At 61.4% G+C, this 16015-nt stretch carries 17 protein-coding genes; 14 read left to right on the top strand and 3 right to left on the bottom strand.

Features of this window, described 5'->3' with window-relative positions; translation table 11 throughout:
- Window positions 1–225: 225 nt before the first annotated feature.
- Window positions 226–825, top strand: a complete 600-nt coding sequence (locus SM447_RS03425) for a hypothetical protein (protein WP_474571213.1) — start codon at window positions 226–228, stop codon at window positions 823–825.
- Between the two features lie 64 nt (window positions 826–889).
- Here the strand turns inward: SM447_RS03425 and SM447_RS03420 are convergent, their stop codons facing one another.
- The gene (locus tag SM447_RS03420) at window positions 890–2890 is read right to left on the bottom strand and encodes a UvrD-helicase domain-containing protein (protein WP_474571212.1); all 2001 of its coding nucleotides are present in this window, start codon (window positions 2888–2890) and stop codon (window positions 890–892) included.
- Window positions 2883–4898, bottom strand: a complete 2016-nt coding sequence (locus SM447_RS03415; protein ID WP_474571211.1) for an ATP-dependent nuclease — start codon at window positions 4896–4898, stop codon at window positions 2883–2885. The genes SM447_RS03420 and SM447_RS03415 overlap by 8 nt, the downstream gene beginning before the upstream one ends.
- A 443-nt stretch (window positions 4899–5341) precedes the next feature.
- Here SM447_RS03415 and SM447_RS03410 point away from each other — a divergent pair, with 443 nt between their 5' ends.
- From SM447_RS03410 to SM447_RS03395, 4 genes are all read left to right on the top strand, one after another.
- A complete protein-coding gene (locus tag SM447_RS03410; protein WP_355051786.1) occupies window positions 5342–5560 on the top strand; it encodes a hypothetical protein in 219 nt (72 codons plus the stop codon).
- Window positions 5544–6062, top strand: coding sequence for a DUF6879 family protein (locus tag SM447_RS03405; RefSeq protein ID WP_474571210.1), 519 nt, complete (start codon window positions 5544–5546; stop codon window positions 6060–6062). The genes SM447_RS03410 and SM447_RS03405 overlap by 17 nt, the downstream gene beginning before the upstream one ends.
- Window positions 6043–6897: a helix-turn-helix domain-containing protein gene (locus SM447_RS03400; protein WP_474571209.1), complete on the top strand. Its 855-nt coding sequence runs from the start codon at window positions 6043–6045 to the stop codon at window positions 6895–6897. Before SM447_RS03405 ends, SM447_RS03400 begins: the two co-directional genes overlap by 20 nt.
- Before the next feature lie 422 nt (window positions 6898–7319).
- Entirely contained in the window at window positions 7320–7652 is a 333-nt protein-coding gene (locus tag SM447_RS03395; protein ID WP_474571208.1) for a hypothetical protein, read from the top strand.
- A gap of 34 nt (window positions 7653–7686) precedes the next feature.
- On the opposite strand, the gene SM447_RS03390 is transcribed toward SM447_RS03395, so the two are convergent.
- Window positions 7687–9573 carry a hypothetical protein gene (locus SM447_RS03390; RefSeq protein WP_474571207.1) on the bottom strand — a complete coding sequence of 629 codons (1887 nt, stop codon included), beginning with the start codon at window positions 9571–9573 and terminating at the stop codon, window positions 7687–7689.
- A 141-nt stretch (window positions 9574–9714) separates the two neighbouring features.
- Between SM447_RS03390 and SM447_RS03385 the strand changes: the two genes are divergently transcribed.
- From SM447_RS03385 to SM447_RS03345, 9 genes are all read left to right on the top strand, one after another.
- Window positions 9715–10050, top strand: coding sequence for a hypothetical protein (locus tag SM447_RS03385; RefSeq protein WP_474571206.1), 336 nt, complete (start codon window positions 9715–9717; stop codon window positions 10048–10050).
- A gap of 372 nt (window positions 10051–10422) precedes the next feature.
- On the top strand, window positions 10423–10545 hold the full coding sequence (locus SM447_RS03380) for a hypothetical protein (protein WP_474571205.1): 123 nt from the start codon (window positions 10423–10425) through the stop codon (window positions 10543–10545).
- Complete coding sequence (locus SM447_RS03375) at window positions 10542–10838, top strand: hypothetical protein (RefSeq protein WP_474571204.1); 297 nt, start codon at window positions 10542–10544, stop codon at window positions 10836–10838. Before SM447_RS03380 ends, SM447_RS03375 begins: the two co-directional genes overlap by 4 nt.
- Window positions 10835–11014: a hypothetical protein gene (locus SM447_RS03370; RefSeq protein ID WP_474571203.1), complete on the top strand. Its 180-nt coding sequence runs from the start codon at window positions 10835–10837 to the stop codon at window positions 11012–11014. The genes SM447_RS03375 and SM447_RS03370 overlap by 4 nt, the downstream gene beginning before the upstream one ends.
- A 76-nt stretch (window positions 11015–11090) precedes the next feature.
- On the top strand, window positions 11091–11234 hold the full coding sequence (locus SM447_RS03365; protein WP_474571202.1) for a hypothetical protein: 144 nt from the start codon (window positions 11091–11093) through the stop codon (window positions 11232–11234).
- 373 nt (window positions 11235–11607) lie between these two features.
- Window positions 11608–11781 (top strand): hypothetical protein, encoded by a 174-nt coding sequence (locus SM447_RS03360; RefSeq protein WP_474571201.1) that lies wholly within the window; start codon window positions 11608–11610, stop codon window positions 11779–11781.
- On the top strand, window positions 11778–13979 hold the full coding sequence (locus SM447_RS03355) for a type IV secretory system conjugative DNA transfer family protein (RefSeq protein ID WP_474571200.1): 2202 nt from the start codon (window positions 11778–11780) through the stop codon (window positions 13977–13979). Before SM447_RS03360 ends, SM447_RS03355 begins: the two co-directional genes overlap by 4 nt.
- Window positions 13976–14911 carry a replication-relaxation family protein gene (locus SM447_RS03350; RefSeq protein WP_474571199.1) on the top strand — a complete coding sequence of 312 codons (936 nt, stop codon included), beginning with the start codon at window positions 13976–13978 and terminating at the stop codon, window positions 14909–14911. The genes SM447_RS03355 and SM447_RS03350 overlap by 4 nt, the downstream gene beginning before the upstream one ends.
- Window positions 14908–15933, top strand: coding sequence for a DNA-methyltransferase (locus SM447_RS03345; protein ID WP_474571198.1), 1026 nt, complete (start codon window positions 14908–14910; stop codon window positions 15931–15933). The genes SM447_RS03350 and SM447_RS03345 overlap by 4 nt, the downstream gene beginning before the upstream one ends.
- The last annotated feature ends 82 nt before the right edge of the window (window positions 15934–16015 follow it).

The following is a 16015-nucleotide window of genomic DNA, read 5'->3' as shown; positions in this document are numbered from 1 at the left end:
CCGGGTCCGACCCGACGAAGACGCGCTGCCACCGGGACTCACCCGCGAGTGACACCCAACGCCTGACCCGCTCGCGCTACCCCAGATGGAAAGCGCTCAGTGAACGCCGCGAGCGCCGCTGTGGTAGAAGCATCACGGACACGAGCGGATGAGCTGGCACCGCGTGTGGTCGCGTTGCTTGAGGCACCTACGTGGCCGCCGAATGTAGACCGCACGAGATCACACATGCCATATGCGAACGAGCTCCGTCTGCTCGACCCACGCTCGAAGCATTCGTCGTCCGATCAACCTGGCCAGGAATTCTACTTCAGTCAGGATGAGAACCATTTTCTGTGGCTGCTGACCCGCGGAGTCCTCATTAACGAGGGTCGAGGGATTGCGCGGGTTCGGCTTGACGGCGAAGCCGAATTTATCGCGGGAACAAGCCCGCTCATTGGAGATCGCGAGTTACCCGTCCCGCCTGTTGTTGGAACACCGGAGCACAAAGAGTACCTGCTCCGCCCCGGCGAGATCGCCCTCTTTGAGTGGGGAAGTGGGCATCCTGTAATTGACTGGGCTGATGCCTATACCAATCCCCATGGCCCGGACCGCAAAGGTCGCTGCTTCTTTACGGTAACGGTGTTCGACTTCCAAGAGCACGGAATCGTTGATCACATCTATATAGAACTGTCGGGGCGCCCCGTCGAACCTATACCGGGAAAGAATGCAGCGTGGCGCATCGCGGAAAAGCGAGATGGAGTTGTCGGAACCGTGGTTTATCCGACCCGACGAACCTACCGAAACGAGCCCGAGGACCATCGCCCGCCACCTTGGGCGGAGGTGTAAATCATTACGCTGGAGATCAACAGTCGGTCCGAAAGAATCGGTGCCAGGCCAAAGTGAAAGTCTCCTACTCCAATTCAACGACTTTCCAACCTCGAGACACCAGCTTGTCCTTAGCAGCAGCCCGCTCACTGCTGTTGCCCAGGGACGAGTCCGGCAAAGCAAGACACAACAGATGACTGGGGCGGGTCATCGCAACATAGGCAAGACGTAGACGCTTGCTGCCGCGGACACCTATATTTGCACCGCCCCCCGAGCAATCACCCATAATCCAAGGCATGAGGGCCTTAAGAACGTGGCCATAGTTGAATGTCTCAAGCACAAGCGTGGCAACGTGGGTCTGGCCCTTCACAGCGTGTATAGAGTTCAAATGAACGTCCACGGTTCGGCCATGAGCCTCGAACTGATAGATGTTCAGACGAGGCTGCTGTCTCGATGAGTCGACAGGTCCGGCTAACGGCTCACGCCATTCAGCGTAAGTGGACATCTCTGCCGTCAACGCGCCTCCAGCAACCAGCCGCCCAAAATTCATGAGGTCTGGCAACATGTTCTTCCATACCTGCTCAGTTAACGCCTTGTCGCCAACAACGAAGCTGACCAACATATTGCGGTAAAGTTGGCGCGCGTCAGGATGAGACTCAAGCACGCGTTCGAGCGAACGATGAGGACGTGAACCTGCCACAACTGCAGGCGATGAACCTGCGTGGTTGAGAAAGCGAATGAAGCCGGCTGCAGCGGTATTGACTGCTTCGCATACTGGCATATCACTCAGTATCATCATTCTTGCTTTGTGGATGCACTGAGCCAGATAGGCTGGCGGAGCCGCGCGCCGGGAGGCGGTCGCTCGATAGTTATCCCAGTAGTGTGGAACGGTCGCTGGATACTGGTTGTGTCCTGGCCCAACGTCCTCCTTCTCCATGTGGATGTGGCCAACCGCCGTTACCGCTCCAGACGCTAGCGTCTCCTCGTCGAGGCAATTTACTACATGAGTGGCGTAAGCAGGCAAGACCAGATTAGTTTTGTCCTTCGGAAAAACAAATACCGTATGTTCTGGACCAGACTGAGGTACAGGAGCTCGCTTCACGCCCTGCAAGCCGTTCGGCTTGACAGGCACAAGGGCCAGATTTGATGCCAAGGTGGCGATTGAGTCGTCAAACCGGAAGCTATTCGGCAGCGTAAGGGTGGTCGATTGACGGTCTGGGAAGATGCCTGCGCCAGATTCCCCATCGTTCTCGAAGATTGCCTGATTACTGTCGCCCACTCGCTGAACGGTGACCCTCAGAGGATCGGCGCCAAAGAGAGAGTCGAGAAGCTGATGCTGCTGGAGCGAAGTGTCCTGCATCTCATCGATCAGTACGAACGGAAATCGACGCGAGAGGATAACAGAGATCTCTGGATGATCACGGAGCAAGGCTTCTGCAAAGGTGAACATCTCATCATGACAGAAGTAACCCTGCTCGGCCGTCAGCCGCATAGCGGCCGCCGTCAGCTGGTGTGTGGGTGCTGACGGGCCAGCAGGAAAGCTTGTGTCAGCTAGGGGGTTTGCCAGGTCGCTCGAACCGATCCGCAGCAAGTCAAAGCTATGGTGCTTTCGCTCAAGGTACGCATTCACCTTGAAGAAATTTGGCCCAAGGTTTTTCTTTCGGACTGAGGTGGTTATGTCGTTATCGACCGCTGTGACCTTGTATCCATTGGAGGCTAGCCAAGGCGCCGCCAAAAAGCGGTTTACAAAGCCATGGATTGTATCGACGTAGTGAGGGTAGCTGAGAAGATCGTGCCCGACGGCAGCATCGGCAAGCCGCCGCTGAATTTCTTCGCGAGCAACATTGGTGTGCGACAGGACGCAGACTCCACGCGTCTGGCTTGACCACTTCTTAGCGAGAATCGCCAGTTTAGCGACCACGAGTGTCGTCTTGCCGCTTCCTGGGCATGCAGCCACATCGAGCGTATCGAGCCGCTGGAGGAATGTACGTCGCGGCTCGTCGAGGCGATCGAGGCCAAGCAAGCTGACCACCCAAGCAATATCGCTATCGCCCACCGAACCCGTGATCGGAAGATGCTCAGGCATTCGCTACCTCGCTGGAAGAAGTGCCGCTCTTGCGGGATGCGTAAGCAATAGCATCAGTAATGTAATGAGGTAACCTCGTCTTCAGTGCATCCTTGTACCCCAAGTCGCGCTCAGCCTCGCTCTCGATGACTTCCACAAGATATTGTGCTGTGACAGCCTTCGAGACTTGGTCAATCTTGAACAGTCGATAGATGTGGGTGCACAGAAGCTCTCGATCTTCCGAGTGGCGCTCACTGAGGAGTTTGTATTCACCCTCAGCACTAGCAATCACATCTTCGCGGCTCTTCCGATCCTCATTGAGCGGTTCGTCATTCTTGGCGAGTAATGCAGCTATGTAGACCTCTTTGGCGAGTCCTGCATATGCGAGATCGTACTCGAACGTCCAATTATCCGAAACGAATGTCTTCACCGGTCCAGCATCGCCATCGCGGAGCTTCGCTCGACGCAGGTCAAGCCCCTGATCAGACGAAACGTTCTTGGTTGCAAGATCCCGCCTCGCCCGCCACCTCCGGCGTGAATTCGCCCACTGTGGATCGGAATCTCCTTGTACCAACCCGAGTACTACAGGAGCGCAGTCTGGCATTACGTCCATATCGGCTAGGCATGCGACCGGAACGGAGGGTTGGACTTCTGAAGGATCCTTGCGCTGGAAGATTCGTGCATAGCGCCGCAACCCGGTGCCGCCGACGTTCAATATAGAGACCCCGTGCGTAGTCAGATCACAGCCGAGCATTCGTGCGAGCGCTGGTATGACGATCGCTTCCGCATCACCTTCTACAACAATCAGTCCGCGAGCAAAGAAAAGGTTGGACTTGGTTGAGTCGAGAAACCGCTCAAGAAACCTGTAGTCGCCTTTTTCGAGCATTGTCTGTCCCTCTGCCATCGCGAAGGCTTTTTGACCCTGCAGAAGGATAAGGTTGTTCAGCGGTATTTTGGAGGCAAGATTGGGACTGTGTGTTGTAAGCAAGACCTGTACGCTGCGGGAGCCCGGGATGCTTGCTTTCGCCGCTGTCTCCAAAAACTCCATGAGACGAAGTTGACGCTGCGGCTGCAGGTGCGCCTCAGGCTCCTCGATCAATAGCAGAGGCAATCCTTCGCTCTCGGTACCAAGCAGGAGAAGCTCGCACGCCATGTAAAGCAAATTGTTAGATCCCAGCCCGTACCTTCCTTTTGAGTCACCATCTGGGCCCGCCAAGAGGTTGAGCTGCAGTCGTTCGAGAATCTGGCGCAGCCGTGCTTTGTCGGAGCCGCCGTCGATATAGGTCACGCGCCCATGCAGGTTTTCACCTCCCAGAGCAAGTTGGGAAAGGTAGCGCTCGTTGATAGCCAACTGTGCCCCTTGCACCCCTTGGTGCCCATTGACAAGATGCCGAAAGTACTCCGCCATTCCCGAAAGACTTAAGGCGGATGCCACCTCGGAGTCGATGACGTTACCTGGCTCGAAGCTCTGGCCGGAGTCAATCCCGGGAAATCTCAGTAATACCTGAGACAATCTCGATCTATTTCCCGGCGCCATCTCTCGCTCGGCATCTCTGAGCGGCTTCAGATAGGCCGCCGCTAGCAACTGCCGGGCTTGAAGCTCGATATTCGGCCCTGCGCCGTCCATGCCACTGCGGATAGACACATCAGCAATACGACGACTGGAATCGGATATGGTGAGATTCCGTGCACGCCAGTAGACGTACAGTGACACTTCGCCCGCTTCGTACGTGAGATGCTCGGCGAAAGCACCCTTGTCGTCGTCTGAGAGGCCGGAGAGTCTACAGCGGATGACGATTTCTGATGCTGGCGCTCCGCTGGCATCAATATGGAAGTCGTCAGGCTGAACCCGCACATGGTCTGTATCGCGTGTAAGGAGGGCGTAGCGGATCGCGTCTATGACCGCCGTCTTGCCAGAGTCGTTTTCGCCAACGATAGCAGTGACGCCAGGCTTGAAGCGCAGTGTGAACGCGGGATCAGTCTTGCCGAACTGCCTGAAGTTCTCGATCACAATCTCTGACAAGTACATGGTCTAGATGAGTCTCCTCTGGGATGGCGTTGCAGCACTGAACCACAGCCGACGGGCCACACGGGCAGCAATGAGTGCTCCGCACGGCCCGATGAGGGCGGTGTTCGTTTATTTGATCTTTATAAGTTGATATTGAACTGCCTGCGAGTGCTAGTCAAGATCGATAAGCCGCATTAACCCTTGCTCCAGGGGTGAGGCGCGACGGTAATCAGCCCGGGATGTCGAGGCAAGTTACTCGCTGGTTCGGCGTGGCGTACGTTTCTCACGACAGGCGTGCATTGGATCAACGAGAGGTCCTGGCGTCACGCAGGCGGTACCCGGAAATCCCGGCCACCGAATCTTCACTACCCGCAGTCCGCTGCCTACTCCTTGACGTTGTCCATGCCCACCATCAGGATGGCCACGTCGCAACATCCCGCAACCAGCAGGACAGGGAGTGGACCATGCGCCTAACGTTGATCGGTAAGGATCCGGAGTCGAACCCGACCGGCTCGCCCACGGTGTACCGCACCGACCGGGAGAGCTGGGTGGTGCAGGGTTGGGAGGTGTCGGACCCGGCGGTGTTGGCACAGATGAGCATTCCGGAGGGTGAGTCCTGCGTGGAGATCCCGGACCGGATGCTCCAGTTCTTCAGGCAGGGGGATCGTGACCTCGATCAGTGAGGCTGAGTTCGAGCGGCTGCTCGTGAGCTTCGAGCGCGATGCCATCCACCTGGAGACACGCGACGCCTACGGCACCGCGGTCGAGTTGCCGCACATGGCCAAGTGGGCCGCCGGCGGGCCGGATGACCTGGCGTGGCTGGAGGGCTGGTGCGAGAGTCTGCGCGAGCACGTCAAGGCAGGCCGGTCGGTGCGCCGGGCGCGGATCGTCTCTGAGCCGCTGAGCGACTATCAACGCTGGTCGCACAGCATCGCGCAGCCCATGGTGGACGCTGGCGAGGACATTCGCTGGGTGCCGCGTCGGCTGGTGTCGTCGCTGGCGCTGCCGGGCAACGACTACTACCTGTTCGACGACCGCCTGGCGGTCTTCCTGATCTACGCAGGCAACGGCCTGGCCGTGGACCGGGTGGCGTCCACCGACCCCGCCGACCTGCAGTTGTGCCGGTCGGCGTTCGAGGCCGTATGGCAGTTGGCTATCCCGCACCGTGACTACCAACCCGTCTAGCGCTGCCCGCCAGGGCCAAGAAGCACTCGGCGTCCGTCTCCGTGAGCTGCGCAAGGAAGCAGGGCTCACGGGGCGGGCGCTGGCGGCCTTGACCGGCCAGCACTTCACTCGGGTCAGCAAGATCGAGCATGGCGTGCAGCCCCCCACCGACAAGGACATCCGGGCCTGGTGCCGGGTGTGCAACGCCGAAGACCAGATTCCCGATCTGACCGCCACGCTGCGGGCGGTGGAGTCGGCATACCTGGAGTTCCGGCGCCAGAGCCGGGCAGGCATGAAGCGGGTGCTCGGCGCGCACACCCTGGCCCTGTACGAGCAGACATCGGTGTTCCGGATCTACGAGCACAACGCCATCCCCGGGCTGTTCCAGACCGCCGATTACACGGCGGCGATGCTGTCGTTCTGGATCGACTTTCTGGAGACACCCAACGACCTGGACGAGGCCGTTGCGGTGCGGATGGAGCGTCAGCGGGTGCTCTACCAGCGGGGCAAACGGTTCGTGGTGGTGCTGGAGGAGCAGGCGCTGCGCACCTGGTTCGGGGACGCCGCCACCCAGGCCGGGCAGCTGGACCGGCTGCTGGCGGTGATGTCCCTGCCGAATGTCTCGGTGGGCATCGTCCCCCTGATGACCGAACGCCCAGCAGTCGCGTCCACTGGCTTCTGGATCTTCGACAACCTGCTCGTCGCCTTGGAGACGCCCACGGCGAGCATCGAGGTCACCCGACCGCACGAGATCGAGCTGTACGCGCGGATGTTCGACCGGCTCCAGGTGTCAGCCGTGTACGGACCCGAGGCGCGGGCGCTGATCGGCCGCACGATCGACCAAATTGGCCAATAGGGTCGCAACACTTCGCAACATTGTGGACGCCGTTGACGGCCCGCTCATACCGTCATCTCGGAACTTCGGTAAGACGGACGCCAGGTACGAAAGGCGGTCGTTGCAGTGGATTCCGGCGACGGCACCCAAGCCGGAAGCCCACTGGTAACGGACGAACGGCCGACCACTCGCCTGGCCATGACGAATCAACGTCTGTCCGTTCGGTGACGAGGTTCCCTTGAGGCTGCCGGACGGCCCGCGGCAACGGTGTCCGTCCGGCAGCCACCCTCAAGCAGGCGAAGGGTGACCCGTGATGACGCTTGGTGCTCTGATCAGCGCCGTACTACTGGGATTCCTGGCAGGACTGTTCAGCTTCAAGATCAAAGAGCGGTGGTGTCCGGAGTGCGGCGCATCCACTCTGCGAAAGGCGCCGGCCGACGCCCATGGACAGCGGGATACCGCCACCAGCACGGCAGGTACGCCAGCTCATCGGCACGATGACCGCGAGCGGTAGGCAGAGCAAACGACACGAGCACCTGCCCGCCTCGCTGGAGCTGCCGACACCCAAGCCAGGCGATGTGCTGGAGATTGGCGGGGCCGCCAGCGTCCAGTTTGCAGGCAAACGAGGGTTCCGGTTCAGGGTTATCAAGGTCTGCCCAAAGCCGACCTACTGGGGATGGCTGTGGCTGACCGGATACGTGCTCGATGGCAAGGGTCAGGCCAAGGAGCGTCGGGAGATATTTGTGCAGCGGAAAGGGCTGAGCCGGATTCCCTAGTTCGACAGTCGGAATCCGTTTAGGTCTTAACGAGCTAGTCGTAAGACGCCCTGGCCTTGAGCGACAGAAAGGTGCACGTTGCGGCACCACCTCGGTTCGGCCCGCCGGTGACCGCACCAACTCCCAAGGAGATCTCTCCTTCGGGGCGGTCACTGCGCATAGCTTCCCGATCATTGACAAAGTAGATAATCTTGTCCGCAGTCCCCAAAGCTGAAAGTTTGGTTGAGTCGGAGTAGTTCCAATTCGAATCCAGGCGAAGGAGTGGCGAGTAATTAATATCCGGTCGAACTCCACCCTCAATACCGGTAGCCACTAGTTCAATTGCTCGGCTCGGCTCGTTCAGGCCCGCAACCTCGAGCAATTCAGGCTTGTAGACGACAGTATCGTACTCTCTCTCCTCGCCACCAAGCCAATCTATTCCGAACAATGGCTCCACGCGATGAAGGACCTTAGTGTGCTCATTTTTTAGGTGGATGAATAGATCTTCTTTCGAGGTAGAAACTCGCATGCCACAAGCCGTGAGCGCATCGAGATCCCTACTGCCAAAAACCGCCTCAATGTAAAACTCCCCAGATCCAACCCTAAAGCCCCCGTATTCGCGCAACGCGACTCCCCGCACGGAGTTCGCGACGAGCTCTAACGAACTGCCTCCGATTTCACATCTCCCATTTTCCGTCACAGCAATCGAGGCGGGACGCATGCAATACGCCTTGTCGAATCCTTCAGCGACGAGCGACCATGATTCCGCCTGCCTCAAAACGTTTCGCCTGTACTGGCCATCTATCCATGCCGCCCCGTGAGTTCGCCGCTCCCCATCCGGCATGAAGAAGATCTTGTGAACTTGTGTATCGAGCCTGTCGAGCTGAACCGCATATGTCGCCACGAGGACGAGTGCGACCACATTGAGCGCCTGGATCGCGAACAAGAACGCCTTGCTGGGCCTAATCTGCTTCTTAACGCTCCAGTTTACAAAAGCCGGGATCATAACCGCAATAAGTGCAAAACCCAGCGCCAAACTTATGAATGGCGCAAACTTAAAGACCAGCTGGTCCATCTCCTCGGAGGCCGGCGGAATAGACGCAGCAACAGCGAAGATTAGAATATTTAGGCAAACGATTACTAGGAACATGGACAGTCGAAAGATTTGCCGGCCACTCATTCGACCGAACCACGCCCTCACCGAGCGCGCCCAACTAAAGATCTGCACCTGAGCCGAAAATAGATATTCCCTACCAGCAGCCCTCTCGCCCAAGTACCTTCTGGCTACGGAAGGGTCGACGGCGAAAGGAGCGGTTGCAGAAACCCCGTCTCCACGCGACCCCTCAGTTGGGGAGGCACTACGCGTTTCCAGCAGGCCAAAACGCCTGCTCAAAGCGGCGGTATTTTCTTCAGACTCGAGGAAGTCATGAATCGCATCGAGCATCGCTCTGGTGAGAGGGGGCTCCGGCTTATTCTGGCCGAATTCTTGAGATTGTCGGCTGACGGTGCGTCGTGAGGCGACCTCCGGCAGCCACAAGCTTGCCCGGAGTTTCCGCGCCTCGGCTCGCCTGCTGGTAGCAGCAGCCTCTTCGGCCACTAATCCGCGTGCCCTGACCTTAGCAAGCCGCGAAATTACCTCATCATTACTCGGGATAAGCAGCTCAGCAAATGCTGCTGTTCGCATCAGCTTCTCAGGGGCGGACGAGCCGGCTGTGAGCGCTCTGAAGACTTTCTCTCTGGCGATGCGGCCGACATCCTGCAACACGCAATAAATTATCTCGGGCGGAGCCGTGTCCGGCAGGGTCCCGGCATGACCGAGCTCTTTTCGTACAACATCGATGAGTGCTGGACATAGCCGCTCAACCAGTGCTGGCGACAGGTCCTCTCCGATCAGACTTATCAAGTTCCTGATCTGCTCTCGCCGAGCTTCTGCAAGAGTCACCGCAGCCACCCTCCCGCTGAATCCGGTCAGAGATTACCTGATTACCAGCAGTCACCCTAGCAAGATTTGTCCCATATTGACTTTTTATACTTTTCATTCATAATTACCCACTGCAAGATCAACTTACTGAGAGGACTTGCAGTGCAGCACCTAAGCTCACTCGCAGACGAGTTTATTCAATTCGTTCACGAGAAGAACTACGCAACCGAGAGCTTCGACGAGATGCTGGACTTTTGGGTAGCAGTCGGTAACGCGATAGAGATGACTGGAGGTGATTTCACCTTCTGGGTTCAAACGGTCTTCTACCTGCGCGAGAGCCCCAAGGTAGCCGAAGCGCTCAAGCGAGACGACCTGAGGCTTTCCTTCAAAGAAGGCGTGCCCGACCCGCTCAACCCCCTCGTCTGGAACTATTACGTCTCAAGACACTCGTCCGCTCAGGCGGCCTGCACGCCGATCACTCAACAATCTGGATCTTGACGCCCGCCCACCCCGCTCGGGGTGGGCTCGTCATGTTTAGCCTGTCCAAACGCTGTCCAAAGCCTGTCCAAGATCCACTATTTGCTGTTCGTTTGGACAGTTCTCGGCCAGAAGACCACTTCTCTTGGTTCCTGATGCTCCAAGTCCTAACTTCGTTTGCAACCCACTGAGAATGCGAGCGAAAGGAGCCACATGTCCAACACCATCCGCCGAGACGTGTCCTCGGCTGTTGCCAGGCGGCGTACGTCGTCGGCTACGACACGGGCAGTCGGTAGGGCTGTCGAGCAGGTTGCTGGTAGCGCGGTTGTGCACGCTGCCGAGGTGGAGGCCGGGGCCTACGTGGCCCATGTCGGCATGCGGTATGCCGAGTCCTTGACGCAGCAGGAGTTGCGGGCGGCCGAGATGTACCCGGAGCGCGCGTACCGGTTCAAGGCCATCGCGGACAGCTTTACGGCCCTGGTCGTCAACGAGCTGCAGGAGATGAGCTACGAGTGAGGGACGTGGTGGAGTTCCTTGTCGCCATCGTGGGCATGGCTGGTTTTATCGGGTTCGGTGCGCTGCTGTACTGGATCATGGCCGACGAGCCGACCGATCGGGAGCGGGCGCTTGAGCGACAGATCGAGGCGCTGACACGCGCGAACCGGATGGGTGCGGCGTACTTCGACGCTCAGGCGCAGATGCGCGAGGAGATGACCCGTGCCGCCAGGGCGCGGAGAGGGCCTGTAGGCCGCGCGACTGTCGGCCGGGCCAGTGTTCCTACCGACATTATCGACGGCGACTGGCGTTGAGCCGGGAGGCGGGCGGCACCTGGCGGTCAAAGGTGCTCGGGTCGACGTTCATTCTGCTGGGCGCGGCCCTGGCGGCGCGGGTGGTTTGGGAGTTGCTTCGCCCGCTCGTCGGGTTTCTGGCAGTCATTCTCGTCCTGTCGCTCATCTACTGGCTGACGTTTTCACGGCGGCGGTAGGCGGCAGGCAAAGCAAGCTGCGTCGGCGGCTTCGCGATTCGGTATCTCATTCAAGGAAGGGAGTCACAGTGCCTCTATGCCCAGAAAGGGCCGGAAAGAAATCATCGGTAAGCGCGAGGATATTGCGCGGCAGCTGCGAGAGGAAGAGCTCCACGAACTGAAGCGCGAGTTGCGGCAGGAGTGGCGCGAGAAGCGCCGTAAGCCGCAGCAGGAGAAGTAGGTAGATGACGGCCGTGCCCGAACCATCGGGCCCGCGTGGCTCCGGCTTGGGTGCGGCCGTCATCCGGCTACAAATGTTGGCACCGCTCTTGTGGTCAGAGGGTGCCGGTCGGGATTGTGGAAATTACTTAACTATATTGACCAAATCTAGTCATTCCCTCATAAGTGAGGGCGGGCGGGAACTGGGCTGCCGGGCAGTATCGGGTCAATCGGACGACATGATGACTGCCCCGCAGCAAGTGAGCCGGAGTAGAACGGCCTTTGGGTATTTAAGCAAACTTTGGCTGCGCGAATCAATGCGCAGGTCTTGTTCGAGACGCCCACATGGCCGTTGCTACTTCGGTCCGCCTCCCTAATCGGAAGGAGGACGAGAAGTGAGTCAGATCAACAACAAGCCGGTCTCGGTGACCGGCTACGAGGAGAGGAGGCATCCCGAGATCAGGAAGCTGGCGCGGGCCTGTATCGAGTTGGCGCGGTTGCGCCTTGCCAAGCAATCGCCGGACGAGAAGCACAGCAAGCCGGAGTCCAGCACGGAGGTCGCAGCATGAGTCGCCTGAGCTGGTACTCGTTGAGCTTGCCGCGTGACATGGAGTTGGCCGACGTGACGGCAGCGCTACGTCCGCTGGCCGCCCGGCCGCGCTTTGGCGTGACTGGTGCGGTGCCGCTGGCGGTGCTCGAAGTCTGGAGCATCGGTGGGCGAGTGTCGTGGCGCCTGGGGCTGGACTTCCGGGTTGCGCGCAGCCTGTCGCAGCAGATGGCCGCGCATCTGCCCCGGCTGGGAATACGACCGGAACAAGAGGCAGAACGCCCAAAGCTATCCACGGCCGCCGAGGTGCGGATGCACGGCTTGGCCATGCCGCTACGGTTGGAGACCGCCGGAGCAGTTGCCTCGGGGCTACTTGCCGTTCTTGGCGGGCTGGCCACGTCGGAGACCGCAGTCGTGCAGTGGCTTATCGGGCCCTGCCGCACCCAGCCCTGTCCGCCAGCCCGGCTCGATGTCGGCGAAGTCCTTGGGCTGCATGCGCCCCACACGCCGGATGCCACCGCACTCAGGCTGTGGCGGGAGAAGGTCACGGAACCCCTGTTCGGGTGCCGGGGCCGCATCGCGGCGGACGCTTCGACGCCAACCCGAGCGGCGACCATTGTGCGGAGCTTGGGCGATGCGCTTGCCCTGGCCGACACGGCCCACGCCCGACTCCGGAGGAGCCGGGCCAGCGCCCGGTATGCCCGCCGGGTCGTTGCCGCTGACCGTACACCGCTGACCTGGGGCTGCCTTCTCTCCGCTGCCGAGCTTGCGGCGGTGATCGGCTGGCCGCTCAAGGAGACGCCGGGCGAGAATCTGCCGCTGGTCGGTGGCCACATCAACGAGGCCCCGCACAAACTTCTCGTTGACGAAGGCGAAGAAGCAGGCGACGACCGCCGGATTCTCGGCGAGAGTCTGCACGCCGCCCAGCGGGGTCAGCTGGTAACCATGCCGGTTGGCACTGCCCTACACCACGTCCAGGTCGTGGGTCCGACCGGCTCAGGTAAATCGACACTGCTGGCCTCGATGGTCCTGGCCGACATCGCGGCGGGCCGCTCGGTGCTGGTGGTCGAGCCGCGCGGCGATCTGATCAGCGACGTGCTTGCGCGAATACCGAGCGACCGGCGCGACCGGGTAGTGGTGATCGACCCAGCGACCGGCGACCATGGCCGTGCCGTCGGCGTCAACGTTCTCACTGGCAAGCGAGAAGACGCCGAACGCCGTGCCGACGAAGTGGTGCACCTGCTGACCGAGCTGCACGGCGGCAACCTCGGTCCACGCAGTACGGATGTGCTGTTACACGCGCTCATCACGGCCGCGCGGCTGCCGGACAGCACCTTGTGCGACGTGCCTGCCCTGCTGGCTAATCCGGCGTACCGCCGCCAGGCGCTCGCCAAGGTCGGTGATCCGCTGGTGCTGTCGCCGTGGTGGGCAGGCTTCGACGCCTTGTCCGAGCCGGAACGCGGCCGGTACGTCGCCCCGCTCATGAACAAGCTCCGCCCGATCCTCAGCCGGTCGCACCTGCGCCGGATGCTCGGCCAGTCCACGCCGAAGTTCGGCATGGACGAGCTGTTCACCACGCCCGGCACGGTCGTCCTGGTGAATCTCAACCGTGGGCTGCTCGGCACACCGGCCGCGAACATGCTCGGGGCGCTGGTGCTCAGCCAGGCCTGGGCAGCGATCCAGCGGCGGGCTGCACTGCCGCCAGAGAAGCGGGAAGCCGTGTCGGTCATCGTGGACGAGTTCCAGGATTTCCTGCGCCTTCCGGGCGGCGTTGACTTCGGAGACGCCCTGGCTCAATCCCGAGGCCTCGGGGTGGCCTGGACACTTGCCCACCAACACCTTGACCAGCTCAGTTCCGCCCAACAAGCCGGAGTGCTGGCCAACGCCCGCTCCCGGATCGTGTTCCGTCCCTCGCCCGGCGACGCTAAAGCGCTGGCAGCGGCCCTCGGCGGCGACGTCACAGCCGACGATCTGCTCAGCCTGCGGGCCTACCAGGCGTGTGTGCAACTGCACCTCGACGGGCAGCCGACTCGGCCCTTCTCGATCCGCACCCGGCCGTTGCCGCCCTGGACCAGCAACCCGGCCAAGCTTCGCCAGACCAGCGCCTATCGCTACGGCGTGGACGGCGAAGAACTCGATCAATCTCTGACCCAGCGGTGGCAGAGCAACTCGGCCACGACCGACGCCCCGGTCGGCTTCAAGCGGAGGGAGGCCCCATGAGCCCGCACATCGATTCCTCTACCCCTGCCGGTCGCCCTGCCTCCCGCGTCGAGCCGGTCACGCCGCTGACATGCGCAAACGACGTTGCCGCGCCAACGACTGTCGAGCCGATACCGGCTCGACCCCGGAGCCCACGGGCAGACCTGCTCAGGAAGAGGCTCAGTGACCGCGATCTGGCCGTCCTGCAATCGCTGGCCATGCTGCGCCTACTGAGAGGCGATCAGGTGCAGCGGCTGCACGTTGCGGAAGGATCGGCTGGGACAAGAGCGCGGCGGGCACGGGCGCTGCTGCAACGCCTGACCGAACTCAAGCTGGTCGTCCGGCTCGCCCGTAGGGTCGGCGGTGTACGCGCAGGCAGCGCCGGATACGTCTACGGACTCAGCGGCCACGGCCAAGCGGTGCTTGCCATCGGCGGGCCCATGGGCGGACGCCGCCGACGGGTGTGGGAAACCAGCCCCAGCTTCATTGGGCACGTCCTCGACGGCAGCGAAGTGTACGTCCGGCTGGTCGAAGCGGAACGCACCGGCAAGCTGGAGATCCTTGACTTCCAGGCCGAACCCGCAGCCTGGCGGCACTTCCCAAGCCCCGGCGGACAGACAGCCATCCTGAAGCCCGACGGCTTCGTACGCCTCGGCATCGGTGAGGTCGAGTCCAGCGCCTTCCTGGAGGTCGACCGCGGCACCGAAAGCGTGCCGACGCTCAGCCGCAAATGCCGCACCTACGCCGCCTACTGGCAAAGCGGTATCGAGCAAGTCGCGCACGCGGTGTTCCCCCGGGTGCTGTGGCTGGCCAACGGCGCACGCAGCGCGGAGCGCATCACCAGGGCACTCAGCCAACTACCCGCTGACACCCAGCACCTGTTCCACACGTCGTTCCTGGAAGACGTTGTGACGGTGCTGACCGCTACGGCCCTGGGAGGCCGCAGTGCATGAGCGGGCCGGAATACTCCCGGCTTCCCCACGGGCAGATCGTTATCGGGGACGCGCGCCACCGGCTGGCCGAGCTGCCAGATGCGAGCATCGATACCTGCATCACCAGCCCGCCCTACTGGAACTTGCGCGATTACGGCCACCACGGGCAACTCGGCCTTGAACCCAACATCAACGGCTGGGTCCACAGCCTGGTCAACGTCTGCCGCGAGATCGCCCGGGCGCTCAAGCCCGGCGGATCACTCTGGCTGAACGTTGCCGACTCGTACTCGATCCACCACCGTCAGGGCGCACCCAAGAAGAGTCTGCTGCTCGGCCCGCAGCGGCTCGCCCTGGCGCTGCTCGATGACGGTTGGCTCATCCGCAACCAGGTCGTCTGGGCCAAGACCAACCCGATGCCGTCCAGTGTGGGCGACCGGCTGAGCTGCACCTACGAGGTGATGTTCCTGCTGGTGCGTTCGCGGCGCTACTTCTTCGATCTTGACGCGATCCGCCAGCCGCTCGTCACCAAGGCGAAGAAGCGCCGGAACGCTACGGCCTACCGCTACCTGCCGGATGACGCGATCCCACCGGACATCGGATTCGACGACGACCAGGGCCTCAACCGGCTCAAGGCCGAAGGACGCGCCGGGCACCCGCTCGGCAAGAACCCTGGAGACGTCTTCGCCCTACCCACCGCTGGCTACCGGGGCGCGCACTTCGCCACCTTCCCGCTGGCGCTTGTCGAACGGCCGCTACTGGCCACCTGTCCCGAGAAGGTCTGCGCAGCATGCCGCACGCCGTGGACGCGGGCCGACGTCGACCGCCAGCAACCGACACCGACACTCGGCGCACTCCGGCCAGGCTGCCAGTGCAACACCAGCACCCAGCCGGGCGTGGCGCTCGACCCGTTCATGGGATCCGGCACTGTCGCCATGGCGGCCGAGAAACACGGACGCCGCTGGATCGGCATTGAGCTGAACCCGACGTACGCGGCACTGGCGCGCGAACGGCTCGCCGCGTGGCGGAAGCGGCAAGGCCGATGAACCCGCACTCCCCGGTGCCGTGCGGCTGTTGTCGCCACCTGCACCGAAGCAGGTGGCCAGCCGCACCAACACCGAGGAGGGA

The sequence above is a fragment of the Micromonospora aridisoli genome (genome assembly GCF_056150025.1).
Note: the sequence above shows the minus strand (reverse complement) of the source record. Positions and strands in the feature narration are given on the sequence as shown.

What these genes read in the sequence shown, in the direction of transcription:
- SM447_RS03350 (WP_474571199.1), top strand. Translation starts at nt 13,976, where the DNA reads ATGAGCCCGCACATCGATTCCTCTACCCCTGCCGGTCGCCCTGCCTCC.
- SM447_RS03425 (WP_474571213.1), top strand. Translation starts at nt 226, where the DNA reads ATGCCATATGCGAACGAGCTCCGTCTGCTCGACCCACGCTCGAAGCAT.
- SM447_RS03415 (WP_474571211.1), bottom strand. Translation starts at nt 4,898, where the DNA reads ATGTACTTGTCAGAGATTGTGATCGAGAACTTCAGGCAGTTCGGCAAG.
- SM447_RS03345 (WP_474571198.1), top strand. Translation starts at nt 14,908, where the DNA reads ATGAGCGGGCCGGAATACTCCCGGCTTCCCCACGGGCAGATCGTTATC.
- SM447_RS03355 (WP_474571200.1), top strand. Translation starts at nt 11,778, where the DNA reads ATGAGTCGCCTGAGCTGGTACTCGTTGAGCTTGCCGCGTGACATGGAG.
- SM447_RS03420 (WP_474571212.1), bottom strand. Translation starts at nt 2,890, where the DNA reads ATGCCTGAGCATCTTCCGATCACGGGTTCGGTGGGCGATAGCGATATT.
- SM447_RS03395 (WP_474571208.1), top strand. Translation starts at nt 7,320, where the DNA reads ATGGACAGCGGGATACCGCCACCAGCACGGCAGGTACGCCAGCTCATC.
- SM447_RS03410 (WP_355051786.1), top strand. Translation starts at nt 5,342, where the DNA reads ATGCGCCTAACGTTGATCGGTAAGGATCCGGAGTCGAACCCGACCGGC.
- SM447_RS03365 (WP_474571202.1), top strand. Translation starts at nt 11,091, where the DNA reads ATGCCCAGAAAGGGCCGGAAAGAAATCATCGGTAAGCGCGAGGATATT.